This window comes from Carboxylicivirga sp. (genome assembly GCF_982718395.1).
Genome location: NZ_CEXQWX010000012.1, coordinates 50,584 through 65,548, shown reverse-complemented (window position 1 = coordinate 65,548; position 14,965 = coordinate 50,584). Strand labels below are relative to the sequence as shown.

The 14,965-nt window shown below is 37.9% G+C and carries 12 protein-coding genes; 5 read left to right on the top strand and 7 right to left on the bottom strand.

The genetic code is table 11. The features are described 5' to 3' along the window. Nucleotides 1-161: 161 nt before the first annotated feature. Together AC4MRQ_RS04380 and AC4MRQ_RS04375 are read left to right on the top strand one after the other, a co-directional pair. The gene (locus tag AC4MRQ_RS04380) at nucleotides 162-737 is read left to right on the top strand and encodes a PhnA domain-containing protein (RefSeq protein WP_491196432.1); all 576 of its coding nucleotides are present in this window, start codon (nucleotides 162-164) and stop codon (nucleotides 735-737) included. A gap of 79 nt (nucleotides 738-816) precedes the next feature. Next, complete coding sequence (locus AC4MRQ_RS04375) at nucleotides 817-2,034, top strand: cation:proton antiporter (protein ID WP_491196431.1); 1,218 nt, start codon at nucleotides 817-819, stop codon at nucleotides 2,032-2,034. 286 nt (nucleotides 2,035-2,320) lie between these two features. Here AC4MRQ_RS04375 and AC4MRQ_RS04370 read toward each other — a convergent pair whose 3' ends face one another. Further along, nucleotides 2,321-5,290 (bottom strand): DNA polymerase III subunit alpha, encoded by a 2,970-nt coding sequence (locus tag AC4MRQ_RS04370; RefSeq protein ID WP_491196430.1) that lies wholly within the window; start codon nucleotides 5,288-5,290, stop codon nucleotides 2,321-2,323. A gap of 164 nt (nucleotides 5,291-5,454) precedes the next feature. Next, on the bottom strand, nucleotides 5,455-6,735 hold the full coding sequence (gene dinB / locus AC4MRQ_RS04365) for a DNA polymerase IV (protein ID WP_491196429.1): 1,281 nt from the start codon (nucleotides 6,733-6,735) through the stop codon (nucleotides 5,455-5,457). Nucleotides 6,736-6,891: 156 nt separating this feature from the next. Here dinB and AC4MRQ_RS04360 point away from each other — a divergent pair, with 156 nt between their 5' ends. Next, nucleotides 6,892-7,605, top strand: a complete 714-nt coding sequence (locus tag AC4MRQ_RS04360; RefSeq protein ID WP_491196428.1) for an XRE family transcriptional regulator — start codon at nucleotides 6,892-6,894, stop codon at nucleotides 7,603-7,605. A gap of 70 nt (nucleotides 7,606-7,675) precedes the next feature. Continuing rightward, entirely contained in the window at nucleotides 7,676-8,599 is a 924-nt protein-coding gene (locus AC4MRQ_RS04355; protein ID WP_491196427.1) for a DUF6263 family protein, read from the top strand. Nucleotides 8,600-8,646: 47 nt separating this feature from the next. On the opposite strand, the gene AC4MRQ_RS04350 is transcribed toward AC4MRQ_RS04355, so the two are convergent. From AC4MRQ_RS04350 to sfsA, 3 genes are all read right to left on the bottom strand, one after another. After that, nucleotides 8,647-10,560: a DUF3857 domain-containing protein gene (locus AC4MRQ_RS04350; protein ID WP_491196426.1), complete on the bottom strand. Its 1,914-nt coding sequence runs from the start codon at nucleotides 10,558-10,560 to the stop codon at nucleotides 8,647-8,649. Then, complete coding sequence (locus tag AC4MRQ_RS04345; protein ID WP_491196425.1) at nucleotides 10,544-12,430, bottom strand: DUF3858 domain-containing protein; 1,887 nt, start codon at nucleotides 12,428-12,430, stop codon at nucleotides 10,544-10,546. Before AC4MRQ_RS04345 ends, AC4MRQ_RS04350 begins: the two co-directional genes overlap by 17 nt. A gap of 141 nt (nucleotides 12,431-12,571) precedes the next feature. Continuing rightward, nucleotides 12,572-13,270 carry a DNA/RNA nuclease SfsA gene (sfsA, locus tag AC4MRQ_RS04340; protein WP_491196424.1) on the bottom strand — a complete coding sequence of 233 codons (699 nt, stop codon included), beginning with the start codon at nucleotides 13,268-13,270 and terminating at the stop codon, nucleotides 12,572-12,574. A 310-nt stretch (nucleotides 13,271-13,580) separates the two neighbouring features. On the opposite strand from sfsA, the gene AC4MRQ_RS04335 reads away from it, so the two are divergent. Then, nucleotides 13,581-13,844, top strand: coding sequence for a YkgJ family cysteine cluster protein (locus AC4MRQ_RS04335; RefSeq protein ID WP_491196423.1), 264 nt, complete (start codon nucleotides 13,581-13,583; stop codon nucleotides 13,842-13,844). A 128-nt stretch (nucleotides 13,845-13,972) separates the two neighbouring features. Here AC4MRQ_RS04335 and AC4MRQ_RS04330 read toward each other — a convergent pair whose 3' ends face one another. After that, nucleotides 13,973-14,479 (bottom strand): VOC family protein, encoded by a 507-nt coding sequence (locus AC4MRQ_RS04330; RefSeq protein ID WP_491196422.1) that lies wholly within the window; start codon nucleotides 14,477-14,479, stop codon nucleotides 13,973-13,975. A gap of 12 nt (nucleotides 14,480-14,491) precedes the next feature. Beyond that, nucleotides 14,492-14,935: a VOC family protein gene (locus AC4MRQ_RS04325; RefSeq protein WP_491196421.1), complete on the bottom strand. Its 444-nt coding sequence runs from the start codon at nucleotides 14,933-14,935 to the stop codon at nucleotides 14,492-14,494. Nucleotides 14,936-14,965: the final 30 nt, after the last annotated feature.

Sequence of the window (14,965 nt, the reverse complement as noted above, 5' to 3'; positions counted from 1 at the left end):
AAAGAAGATTGCATAATATTGAATATTACCGGAGGAGGTGAGCAGCGCTTTAAAAGAGATAAGGAAATAACCTACTTAAAACCGGCTCATGTGTTTGACATTACACCGGAAATGAAGGATGTAAAAAAGGTGCTTTACGGACTATTTCATAAAGAAACTGTATGAGCATTGAGAAGGAATTGAAAGCTCGCAGTGAATCAAAGTGTGAGTTGTGTGGGAGTGATGAAGGATTAACAGTATACCAAGTGCCACCGGTTAAGGATGAGAGTGCATATAAGGCTGTGTTAGTATGTAATACTTGTCATCATCAGATAGAAAATTCTGATAGCATGGATGCCAATCATTGGCGTTGCTTGAACGATAGTATGTGGAGCACCGAAGCCGCAGTTCAGGTGATGGCCTGGCGATTGCTTAACCGTCTGAAAGCTGATTGGGCACAGGATTTATTGGATATGCTTTATTTGGAAGATGAGACTATGGAATGGGCAAAGGCCGATGGCGATGGCTTATCAGAAGATGAGGTAGATAGATACATTGATAGCAATGGTGCTGAGCTAAAGGCTGGCGATACGGTTGTGTTAATTAAAGACTTAAATGTGAAAGGGACAAGTTTTGTGGCGAAGCGTGGTACGGCTGTGCGTAATATCATTTTGTCACACGGAGACCCGGAGCACATAGAAGGTAAGGTAAATGGTCAGCACATTTACATTTTAACCAAGTATGTAAAGAAAAATTAGTTAGATGATAATATCTTACTCAAAGGGTGGCTATTTTTACTTTAAGATAGTCACCCTTTGAGTTTAAAAATAACAGCATATGTTACTGAATATCGCTTTAATCATCACTTTGGCGCTCATTCTTTACTACCTGTTTTCACAGGTGAAATTACCTGGTATTTTAGGTCTGATAGCGGCCGGAATTATTGTAGGGCCTAGCGTTCTGGATTTGGTTGGTCCAGGGGTGAGCCTGTTACTAAAAGAACTGAAAACTGCTGCCTTAATTGTCATCTTGATCCGTGCTGGATTGGGCATTAATCGCGAAACTCTGCATAAGGTGGGACGACCGGCCATCAATATGAGTTTTATTCCGGGAGTAATTGAAGGAAGCATCTTAATGCTGGCTGCCCATTATCTGTTTGGCTTCTCGTGGATCGAAGGTGGTATGCTGGGTTTTATTATTGCGGCGGTTTCACCGGCAGTAGTGGTGCCCACTATGCTTGAACTGAAGGACAAGGGGTTTGGTAAGAAAAAAGAAATACCCACCTTGGTATTGGCAGGAGCATCGGTTGATGATGTATTTGCCATAACCATTTTTAGTGTATTTACTGGCCTGGCGGCTGGTTCGGCTATAAATGTCGGGCATATATTGTGGAGTGTTCCGGCGGGTATTGCATTGGGGGCTTTAATTGGTGTTGTATTAGGTTTTGGTTTAGTCTGGTTCTTTAAAAAGTTTCATATCCGTGATACCAAAAAGGTCATCATTTTTATGATTGTAGCTGTGGTGTATTACGAGCTAACCGAGATGGAAAGCCTTAAGACCATAATTCCCTTGGCGGGATTGTTAGGCATTATGGCCATTGGTTTTATTATCCTTGAGAAGTATGGTAAACTGGCCAAACGCTTATCGGCGAAGTTTAACAAAGTGTGGGTCTTGTCCGAAATATTGCTTTTTGTATACATCGGTACCGAAGTACAGATTAAACAACTGGATGCCTCTTTGGTTGGAACCAGTTTATTGATTTTGTTCGTAGGCTTAACTTTTAGAAGTGTTGGCGTGTGGATATCTTTATTGGGAACGGCCTTAAATAATAAAGAGAAACTGTTTTGTATTATCGCTTACTGGCCCAAGGCAACGGTACAGGCAGCCATCGGAGCGGTTCCCTTAACCTTAATTGAAGCCGGTAAATTGGGAGATGTATCCGTTGAGGTAGGACAAATGATTTTAGCCATGGCCGTATTAAGCATTGTTACCACGGCCCCATTAGGTGCGATCGGTATTAAGGCGTTTGGTCCCAAACTGCTATCGAAAGATTAATAAATTGGAGTGTACCTCTGGTACGTATTTATAATCTGTGCCTTTTTCAATATCCGATGAGCCCAATTGAAATTGTTAGGCTTTGTATTTAATTTCTTATAAGTACAGATTACAAATCTGCGCCAGCAGCTGCCAATTGTTTGGATTCTCTTATCAGTCCTGAAAAGGACGATACATATCAGCATAGTCCGATAGGGCTATGGATAAAAAGTTTGTGGTTTTGAGGACTGTAAGTCCGATACATCTGTGTTCTGCTTTAATTTCAACTGTTGATCGGCATGAATAGTTAAGTGACATACGAAGGTGATCTTAAGCGAGTATTGGTATCTAAACTCTGATTATTTAACCGATACATCTGGTTAACTTCAATACAAATAAAACCATACTCTTCAACTACTTTCCCACGAATAAGGTAGCAACCCGGCCCTCGAAAAGGATAGCGTTTAAATGAATTGGCGAAGTGAATGGTGTCAAGCCAGTGGCCGTCCATATCCAGAAATGTGCCGAACGACATGCTTTCACCGCTGCTGGTTTGAGTGGGCTTACGGGTTATCAAATATCCCACAATGGCTACTGTTTTATTAATGCACTGTGGTAAATCGGCCGACTTAAGCAAGCTCGGTGCTTGGTTTTCCAGTAGTTTGAAGGGTGAAGTCAGTGGAAAACCTAATAACTCCAGTTCATCAAAGGCATTCTCCAACTCATGTTCCCACAAATTGGGCAATTCAAACTCTCGCACCTCGGGCTGAAACAGTGTTGGTTCTGGCTTCGTTGCTTTGCTGTGCCCTAACAGGTTATGGGCATCCCATAGTAACTCCTTCTTGGTTTTGTTTGTAAAACGAAAGGCGTTAATGCGAATCAATATCAATAGCTGTTCCAATGAGATAGGTACACGGCTGACAAAGTCGCTCAGACTGGTAAATGCACCAAATAAATCACGTTCATTCAGAAGCATCTCTATCGACTTTTTTTCTAAACCATAGAGCATAAATAGCCCCAAAAACAAGTGTTTGCCATAGATAATACAGGGCCAATCGCTCCGGTTGACACAAGGAGCTTCAATAATGGCACCATTCATTCGTGCTTCGTGGATATACAACTCCTGACGATAAAAACCACCGCCGTTGTTGAGTGTGGCCACCATGTATTCGCGCGGAAAGTAAGCTTTAAGGTATAGCGCCTGATAGCTTTCAACTGCATAACTGGCCGAGTGACCTTTGGCAAAGGCATAATTAGCAAAACTTTCGATTTGTCGCCAGATATCACCAATAGTCTTCTCTGCATAGCCTTTCGTGCGGCAGTTGCTAAAGAATTTTTCGCGTACTTTCCAAAATTCGTTACGTTGTCTGAATTTCCATGACATACCGCGTCGAAGTACATCTGATTCGTCCAGCGATAGGCCTGCAAAATAGTGTGCCACTTTAATCACATCTTCCTGGTACACCATTACACCGTAGGTTTCTTCAAGTATGTTATATAGTTCGGGTAAATCTTTTCGGGCTTGTTCGCGGCGTTGTGGGTTTTGAAAGCGCAGGATATACTCGCGCATCATGCCACTCTTGGCTACACCCGGCCGGATGATGGAGCTTGCCGCCACCAGACGCAGGTAATCATCAGCTTTGAGTTTGGTAAGCAGCATTCGCATGGCTGGCGATTCGACATAGAAACAACCGATGGCTTTACCCACTTTTAGCAGCTCTTTAATGCAGTTGTCTTTTTTAAACTTATCGATGTTATCAATGTCGATGTCTACCCCGGCATTCTTACGAATAATGTCCAGTGAATCTTTAATTTTGCTTAGCCCGCGTTGGCTTAGGATATCGAACTTGTGTAAACCCACATCCTCTGCAGTATACATATCAAACTGAGTAGACGGAAAGCCTTTAGGAAGTAGTTCTGTAGATGAATAACAGGTTATGGGTTCTTCCGAAATGATAATACCACTGGCGTGAATGCTGCAGTGACTGGGAAAGCCATTGATAAACTTACTGTACTTAAGCACCCATTCACCATATTTATTATTGCTGGTTGATGAAGAGTTCTGTTGCAATGTGATAATCTCATCGTCGGGCAAACCAAATACTTTGCCTATCTCGCGGATAGCTGATTTATATTTAAATGTGATGTAATTGCCCAGCAAAGCTACACGGTCGTAACCATAAGTTTCAAAGATGTAGCGGGTAACATCTTCGCGGTCGGTCCACGAAAAATCAATATCAAAGTCGGGCGGCGATTTACGGAAGGGATTGATAAAGCGCTCGAAATATAAATCAAGCTCGATGGGATCAACATTAGTAATGCGTAGTAAGTAGGCTACCAGACTGTTGGCTCCACTTCCCCGGCCAATGTAGTAATAATCCCTGCTTCGTGCATAGTCCACAATATCCAGCGTTACTAAAAAGTAAGCGCAAAAGCCCATTTTACGAATCACATTTAGCTCTTTGTTCATGCGCTCTACTATCTCTTCATCTTTGTTAGGAAAACGATAGGTTAGGCCTTCTTCACAACGTTTTTTCAGTAACTGAAAATCGGCTTCTTTCGTGCTCTTAAATATCTGTTTGTTTTTGTTGGTGCCGAAATTAAAATCGATGCTGCACGATTTCAGCAGGCCTTCTGTATTCTCAATTATTTGCGGATAATCGGCATACAACTTCAATAATTCGGTTTGGGAAATAATAGTATCTGCTTCGGTGGCTTGTTCTTCTTTAGGTAGTTTGCTTAATAATGTATTGTTGTCGATGGCACGAAGCAGACGGTGAGCATTGTAATCATGCTTATTACGAAAAGTACAGGTATGTTTCACCACCAGCTTATCTTGCCGGTCTTTCCAATGTGAGAAAGGAAGTTGTTTTAAATCTTCGGGAGAAATACCGATGAATTCATTGTCGCGTAGCTCATCATCGGCATAAGTAAAGGGATAAATCACATAAGCATTCTTAAAGGCAGGTGCCTGTATATCAAAATCCACTTTCTCGTGCAGGTGAGGTGTTAGATACTCATTTATCTCCCTGAAACCATCATTATTTTTGGCAATGGCCACATATTGCTGCTGCACGCCATTACGAAAGTCAACCCCAACAACAGGCGTAATATTGTTTTGAGTAGCTAAACGTGCAAACTCGATACTGGCTGCTGTGTTATTAATATCGGTTAAGGCGAAGGTGTTATAGCCATGGTACACCAGTACTTTGATCAAATCTTCGGTAGAAATAGTACCGTATTTAAAGCTGTAATATGAATGGCAGTTGGTAAGCATTTGTTTTTAGTTAATTGAACTGTTTAAATTGTCGATTTGTCAAACTGTCAAGTTGGTGAATTGTTATTCTTTACTTGTTTTTCTTTAGTCTTCCATCTTCCGTACTTTGTCTTTTTCTCATCTCTCATTTCCCTCTCTCTTTCTCAGACTTTGGGCCTCATAATTTAAAACTCCAAACTCTCAATACTGTACTTTTGTCTTGTATCTTGTTTCTTTTGTTTTACTTCCTTTGGCGGACTAGAACCAATAATTTCTCCGTCAATCTGCCCGTTAAATGGATTCATTTGCTTGACATAGCGTGCTTGTATTCCCTGGGCACGTTTTACAGCATTTTCGCCATAGCGTCCACGTAGCTTATCCATGGCCTGGTAGAGCTTAATCATTTTAAAAGAATCCTCGAACAGCCGGATTTGGTAGCTACCACCAATAAGGCTACTAAATCGTACACCGACCAGACGGACCAACACTCGACGATCATATACCTTGTCAAATAGATCCTTTACTGTTTCAATCAGTGTATGATCGAGCGATGTGTAAGGAATGTGCTTTTGTCTGGTGTGTGTCTGAAAGTCGGAGTAGCGTACCTTGACCGACACGCACGAAGTGAGCTTATTACTATTACGCAACTGATAAGCCAGGCTTTCGGCCATGCTAAGCAAAATGCTTTTCAGGTTATACACATCAGTTGTATCCTGTTCAAAAGTACGTTCGGTAGAAATGGATTTGCGTTCGCTCCAGGCAACTACAGGTGTGTTATCAATACCATGTGCTTTCCTCCAGATGGCAATGCCGTTTTTGCCCAATACGCGTTCGAGCAGTTCAACCGGCATCTCTTGAATGGTGCGTACTCTTTCAATGCCCATGCGTCTGAGTAGATGATAGGTTTTGTTACCCACCATTGGTATTTTTTTGATAGACAAAGGAGCCAGAAAGGGTTTTTCATAGCCAGTTTGTATTTGTATGTGGTTATTGGGTTTGGCTTCGCCAGTACCTACTTTAGCTACTGTTTTACTGGTCGACAGACCGAATGAGATAGGGAGTTTAGTCTCATGAATAATTTTTTCACGCAGTTCTTTGGCCCACAGGTAAGTGGTTCTGATGTAGCGATCCATACCGGTTGCATCAATGTAAAACTCATCGATGGAGGATTTTTCAAACAGCGGCGAACGTTCGCGTATAATTTCTGTTATCTGGTTCGAAAATTCACTGTAAGACTGACTGCTTCCCCTGATAACTTTGGCATGGGGACATAATTGTCGTGCCATGCGCATCGGCATAGCCGAATGTATTCCATATATGCGGGCTTCGTAGCTGCAGGCAGCCACAACACCTCTGTCCGAAGTACCACCGATAAGAACAGGTACACCAATCAACTCTTTATTCATCAGCCGCTCACACGATACGAAAAACGTATCTAAATCCAGGTGTATTATTGACTTGTTCATTTTTTTTGTCGATTATATCGTCATTTATTTGACTATAATATAGTCATTTTTATTACCTTTGTAAAATGAAATGATATGAAGTTTCCTATACAAGTGTATAGGTTGTTGATAGTGAGAGGGAAAAAGTTATTCGTCTGAAACATTAAAATAGTATACATGTATTTTGCAGAAAACATCAGGTTTTTACGAAAGCGGAAGAGCTTATCACAAACTGATTTGGCGACTATTTTAGAATTAACCCGCACAACGTTGGCTGGTTACGAAAAGAGTGTACAACCTCCGTTTAAAACCCTCATTAAGTTTGCCGAGTATTTTAATGTATCCATCGATGCATTGGTGCGTTATAAGCTCGATGCTTTATCGGAGTTTCAGTTGTCGCAGATAGAAGGTGGTTTTGATATTGATGTGACCGGACAAAAGTTGAGATTGTTAACAGTTTCGGTGGATAAGGACGGTAAGGAAAACATTGAGATGGTACCGGTAAAAGCGCAGGCAGGCTACACTACGAGTTATGGTGATATCGATTTTATTGCTTCATTGCCAAAGTTCTCATTACCTTTTTTACCTCACGATAAGACCTATCGCACTTTCCAGATTCAAGGTGATTCGATGTTACCCATTCCTGAAGGAGATTGGGTGACGGGATCGTATATTCAAAACTGGAACCATATTAAGGATGGTACACCTTGCATCATTGTTACCTGCGATGAAGGGATTGTTTTTAAGGTAGTCTACAATCAGATTAAAAAGAATGAGACTTTATTGTTGGTATCAACCAATCGTATTTACAAACCTTATGAAATGGCAGTGAAGAATATTGTCGAAATTTGGCAATTCGAAACTTATAATGGTTTTGAGATTGATAAATAATACATTGCCCTAAGCTTGCCCTTGATTATTTTTCTTAGTTTCGTGAAACAATAAATAAAACCTTATAATTATGAAGAAGATAAATCAAATGATGCTGATTGTAACAGTATTAATGGTGTCAATCGGCATGTCTGCACAAACTACCTTACGTTATAATCTAAAGGTGGGACAAAAATACGGACTTAAGCAGATGACGGTTCAGGATATTGAGCAGAATATCTCTGGTATGACCCAAAATATAAAGAATACAATAGGTGGAGATGTTTCTGTAACTATACTTGCTAAAAATGGAAATGTTTACTCCTCAGAGGTTGTATTTGAGTCAATGCTTTTTAAGATGGAGAGTCCGATGATGAATATGAGTTATGATTCGAAAGATGAATCAGCAGATCAATCAAATCCACTTAATAAAACTTTTAGCCTGATTGTAGGGCATAAATTTCAGGTGAAGTTTGATGATCGAGGTAATATTCAGGAGGTAAGGGGATTTGAAACGGTAGCAAGTAAAATAACGTCAGTTTTTGGTGAAGACCAGCAGCAGGCCGAAACGATGAAGAAGCAATTGGGAGGTCAATTTTCGGATGAAAATATGAAGAATACACTAAGCAGTATGTTTATCGTTTATCCGGAGGAAAAGATAAAGGTTGGCTCAAAGTGGACCAATAATACTCAGTTGAGGCAACCGGTAACGATTAACAATACTTATAACTATACTGTTGATCAAGTGGGAAAGGAAAGTGTAAGTCTATCTGGTTCAGGCACAATGGCAACTGAAGAAGGACAAACCATGCAGCAGATGGGCATGACACAGCATTTTGATTTAAAAGGAGGTTTAAGTTTTGCTGCCAGTGTAAATGCTAAAACAGGTTGGCCTACAGAAATAAAACTGACACAAAATCTGGATGGTGTTGTTGCTATTGAGTCACCTCAGTTACCAACACCAATGGAAATGCCAATGAAAATAAATTCGGAATCGACTTATTCGAGCTTCTAGAGTATTAAGAAATTACTAATGAAAAAGCCGGCTATGCCGGCTTTTTGTTATGTTTTAGGTGAAAGAATTGTTGTGGCTTTATCAGCAGTAGAAATCTGCTCAAGAAATTTCCTAAAATCATTGAATTCATCTTTAGGATATAAACCTTTTTTGATTTCTAGATATCGATGTACAATTAATTGTTTATTTGCACTCTTGATACTGCAATTATAACTTCCATATGGCGTAGTTAAATTCACATCTTTGGGTAAAGATTCGACCTGCATGTTTTCTGGGAGGTTGTATATTAAAGTATCGCATTCACTGTAGTTGCGTTTAATATAAACGGGTGTTTTTCTATTTCTGGCATACGCAGGAATGGTTGAAAAGTCATTTACTTTATTGGTTTTAAGAAGTAGACGCGTTCCCATTTTTGTAGCAAAATCTGGCAGAATAAGATCGATGGTTTTGTGTAATTCAGGATGACGTTTCTTAATTACATTAATTTCATATTTTTCAATCTGAAAACTCGGTATATCAATGGAATTGGTGATGTGTTTTTTTCTATCTTGCTCATCGAGTATGGTTAGCGCGAATTCATTACTGTATAATGCTCCCGAATAGCAGGCTCTTACATTGGCATCCGCATATCCATCTGAATCGAGGTTGATCGTTGCTTTAATGGTCTGACGGTTTTCTTCAACCGAGTATGATGGTGTTTTAATTAATTCTGAACCACCATTCTTAACTACTAAAGCATTTCGATCATCGGTAAAATTGCTGATATATCCACAAGGAGAGTGTGAATTTGTACATTCAATCCATATTGTATCATTGGGTAATTCAACGTTTAAAAAGACATGGTTGAAACTATCAGCTACAAATTCAGGATCAACCGTGATATTATCATCGCCTGCACTTACTACTGTATAATGACTCTTGTAACCAAAATGATTAAGAATTGACATCACGTAATTTGTTAATGCTTTACAGTCGCCATAAGACAAGCGATCAACAGTTTCTGCATCAAAAGGCTGTTGTCCACCTATACCTTCCTGGATGCTGATGTAGCGATTCTTTTTCTGAGAAAATTCATAGATTTTACTAATTTTCTCGTAGTCAGTCATTTCATCGGTAAATAGTTGACCTATCTTATTTATTGTTTCTTCAGGAATGTTATCCTTTCCTTCGATAAGAGAATAGCAAAAATCTCCAAATCCTTTCCAGCTTTCCAGATTGCCACTGTAACCTTTTAACTGAAAATAGCTTGGCGATACAATAATAGTCGGGGCCCATAAGGAAGCTGGAGGAGACAACGGTTCAAAAGTTGGTGCTTCATAGTCTCGTGCCACCCAAGTGTACAATTTGCTATTATCGTTTTCAATCAATTCCACCTTTTGAGTAAAGTTATTCACCTTGTATCTAAAGTTGTAATCTTTAGGTACTTTATATGAAACAACCGACTCCTGAACAGAAACATTCATACCATTGAATAGAGACCAACTTGGCCACAAATAAGAGTTATTTATTTTCATTGTATATGAATACTCCACCGTAAAAGGGTAATCAGTACATTTAGGATCTATTAATTTAACCCTTGAATCTTCATACAGTGATGCATCAGAAATGGAGCTCCGGTCGATTATATCATCTTGCTTTATTCTTTTTATGCGTTTACCTGTGCTGTTGTATATTGTACCTTCGATATCTTCTATTTTATAAAGTTTGGTATATCTTTCTGAAAAATAGGAAAGTTCGAGAGCACTTTCTTTTAAGATTGTAATAGCAACCGTTTGTTTACTAACCATCTTACTTGGACTAATGTATTCTGTTGCTGAAGATCTATACCTTACCACGGCATGTGCATTTGCCAATAGAGCTTTAGGTATTTCTTCAACAGGATACTTAAGTTTATCTTTCCCAAATACACTATTTGAAAAAAGCAGTAGTAGTAATGTAATTAGATTATAATGAAGCTTCATTTTGTGCGCGTTTAATAACAATTGGTTCAGCATGTTTATTTATAATAGCTGCATAAAGTGATTTTAAATATTGGTACTCTTCAACACTGTAAACTGGTTTATTTAACCGAAGTCTATATGTTACAGTTATTGTGTTTCCTTGAGCTTGATAATTAATTAAAACTGTTGCTGTTTTGTCCGGTAGTACAGCCCTTATTGGTTCCGGAATTTCTTCAAACTGATAATCTTTAGGGATGTTTATTTTTGAAATAAGGTATTTCTCATGTTTGTATGCGAAGTCAACAGGGAATTTTCGTTCTTCAATTTTAAAAGGATTATCTTCTAGTGTCTCAAATAGAAAAGGATTAATTAAAGCCATTTCATTAATGACTTCCACTTTGTTATTGATGCTTACATCATACTGTTCTTTAACCGGTTTATTGAGACTGTCAATATTTTCAAAAGAATAATCTTTAATGGTCAGGCCTGGATTAGTATTTTCAATATGATTAATGTATTCCTCGTTACTCGCATATTCATTCATATTTTTACGAAAATTAAATGCCGAATAATCATAGCGATTATAACTTATTTTACCATTCAGTGCCATCTGTTCATCTATTTTAAGATCATAGAATACTACATCTTTATCCTTTAAATCGGTATTAAGATCAAGCCATTTACCTGATTTATTAGTGACCAGTCGTCCATGCTGGTTAAGGCACCTTTTAGGTAACATTCCAAATGGAAGGAATGGCTCTGTAGCATCAAGAATATACTCTTTATCATCAATTTTGGTCCAAACCATCATATAGTTTAGCTTTCTAAAACTAGGGTAAAATCTATGAAGACGTCCGTTGTCTCTGGTACTTATTACAACTGGAAGTGCAGTAAGATCCATCTTCATAAGAAGTTGCATTAGCATCATGTTAATTTCTGCGGAGTTGGCTTTTCCTTCTTTGTATGGTGTTGAAAGTAACGAGCTGGAACTATATGCTGATTCCATTCCATTCCATTTGATCTTTTTAATTTCATTATAGGCAGCTTTAACTTTATCTAAATCATTTGTGTAATCGGCCTCAATACGTTTTTTTACTTTTGTTAAGTATGTTGAACCATTCATTATTGCGTGGCCAAAGTATTTGTTGCTTGCAAGGCGATCATTTACAGCTTCCCAAGATGTTGTGTAGTTTCTGTAAATACCATAATTAAGAGCTGTGATATTCAATATGTCAAATTCAAATTTCGACATATAGTTTTCAATCGAACTCATATAGGCTTCCTTTTTAAATGCAGGTACTTCAAGCATTCGGTATGTATTGGTATTAACAGGTGTGATTCTTCGATATCCTATGGAACGTTTGCGATAGCTAATGATATTTGATTCTTCAAGTTTAATTTCGGCATGTTTAACAGGGATCAATTCCTGAAAAGAAAACTCTGAAGGCAAAAGAGTATGAGAGATCTCAATATCATATACTGTACCAACTTTTATGTTTGGCATGGCTACCCGAATTCGATAATAATCCTCAGTTACCTTTTCTTTAAAGATACTTTCCTTCTTAAGTTTTTCTTCTATTATTTCGCCATTATCAAGGTTATAAACTCTTCCGCGAATATTTACATCTTCATCACCTGGAAAGGTGTATTCTGAATATTCAGTTCCTGCTTTTTTAAGGATTTTAACTCTCCTAACAAGTCTGTATGATAGATTATTAGCATTGAAGTAAGCATATTTGCATAATACAACAGCTGTTGCAGATGTATCAGGTTCATATACTGTCATCTCTAAGTCTTCGATACTTACTTTTCCAAATTTAATAGGTGCTTTTTCGGCATAAAGGGATGTAGCTGCTAGTATAAGCAGCAAGGCAAGAAAATTTCTTTTCATAGGGATGGTTTTTTAATTAATATCAGTTAAATGTATTAATTATATTTATTCTTTAATGTGTGTAACAGCAGCCTTATATGTTATTTATAATTATTCTACGAAAAGAGCTAAATTTTAATATATGTTCTTAACTACTTGGGGTTATGCTTTTAGATCGAAATTAAGTTCTCTATCGATGGTTATTTCAGTTGGTGTTACTTTAACCTGAATAGGAATTATCTCTACACCACATTGGTGTGCTTTAATTAATGTATTGGTATATTCAGGATCGATGGAATTTGCAGGGGCAAATACCGAGACATCACATCGTTGTATAATGTAAAGCATAACAGCCCGAATACCTTCTGTTTTTAATTGAATGAGTTCTTCAAGGTGTTTTTTACCTCTACTTGTTACTGCATCTGGGAAACGAGCATAGATACCATCCTTCATGGTTACATTCTTAACCTCAATAAAACAGGTTTCCGATTCGTTTTGAGCCATAATATCAATACGGCTGTTGCCCGTTTTTACTTCGCGTTGTATGTGTTTGTAACCGGCTAGCTGTGGAATTTGACCACTTTTAATTGCTTCAAAGGCAATTAAGTTGGGATGCATGGTATTAATTCCCACCCACTGATTATTTATTTTAATCATCTCCCAGGTGTATTTGGTTTTACGTTTGGGATCTTTGGCAGGAGATAGGTAAACTTCTGCACCTTCTTCGATACAAGTTTTCATCGATCCGCTATTGGTGCAATGTGCTACTACAATTGTTCCATCATCTAAGCGAATGTCACTTAAAAAACGTTTGTATCTTCTTATTAAAGTACCGTGTATAAGTGGTGTATCAAATTTCATCTTTTAATGTTTTGTTCCAGCAATAAAGATTGTACATTTTCTATAATACCAACTGCTTTAAGGAATAATTTATATCAATCAATTCATGTCGATTTTGTTTGGCAACTGATTAAATGAGGCTATGGGATTATTTGAATTGCCTGGTGCATTGTGCATTAAGTACTATTAAGGTACTCAGTATCCAGACTGGTTTCGGAACGAACAGAAGTGCGTTATTAAATATACCTGATTATTTAAACCACTAAATGATTTGCCATCTTTTATCATTTGCAATAGAAAATATATTTTTGCGGCCCAAAAGAATTACAGAATGGAATGTAGAGAAAAGTGCGGAGCATGTTGTATAGTGCCAAGTATTTCATCCGCTTTACCAAAGATGAAAGAGGGCAAACCGGGAGGTGTTCCTTGTCCGCATTTAACGAAGGAGTATCAGTGTGATATTTTTGACTCCCCTGATCGTCCTGATGTATGTTCTGGTTTTACTCCTGAAAAAATGTTTTGCGGGAATAAACGCTCAGAGGCAATTGAAATATTGGCTAAGTTAGAAGGTTTAAAATGCTGGGAGCATTTATAAGACATTTCTCAATTAAAATCAATGTCAGGGCGCACAGAGATAGAGAGTTTGTATTGGGTTTTCTTTTTAACGCCAAATATAAAATTTGGCGTCGTGCAACCGTGTTTTTGGTTCTATAGTTTAAACTTTTATTTCTGTATTGAGCCGAGTCCGACTGAGACATGTGCTTCATTTTCTTTTTCAGTCAGTTTGTTGATTAAAGCAACAGACATTCCAGTTAATTTCGATATTTGTTCCCTCGATAAACCTTCTTTTTGCAGTCTGATTACCAAATATTCCATTGATTCTCCTACTTCGATGATATTATTATCCGGATCATAGAATCGGACTACTTTTTGTTTCCAAGGTTGCTCTCTTAATTCATGAACAAATACAACATTGTTGTCTTTTAGTGATTTGACTAACTTCTCAACATCATCATATTCAAAGTATAATTCAAAATTATTGCCTCCCTGATTTATTTCCTTATTATCAATCAATTCCTTGAAGTGTGATTTCAAATGAATGGCAAAATCTCCTTGAAAGGTTATGTTTTCACCAAAGTCATATTTTATTTTTTGACCAAGTATGTTTTCGTAAAAATGTCTTGATTTCTCAATATCAGAAACTGTAATCAGGGGGCAAATGTATTTCATAGTTCAAGGATTTTATATACCATATTTATCTGCTTCTTCTTGTAAATCTTTATCCCATTTTTCTTTTGCAAGCTCTGACCAGATCTCAATCAGGTTTTTTTCGGGATCTCTAAAATGAGCTGCTCTTATGCCCCAAGCAGTCATATCAGATGGCTCTTTTATGAATGAAACACCTTTATCTTTTAATTCTCCAAAGGATTTGTCAACATCCTGTACTTTTAAGATGATGGCAATTTTCTCTCTGTTATTAACCGGCAATTCTTCGTTGGCATTTCCAACAACTTCTGCCATTAAATCTGATTTAAAGAGAGACAAACCCGAAGGTATACCAATGTCAAAACTGGCATAATCTCCACCGATTTTACCCCATGTTACATTTAATCCAAGAGTTTTTGAATAGAACTCAAAGCACTTATCGAAATCTTTGACTAAAAGTCTAATACCATTTAATTCCATAGTTTTAATTTTAAATGATTATCCGACAAA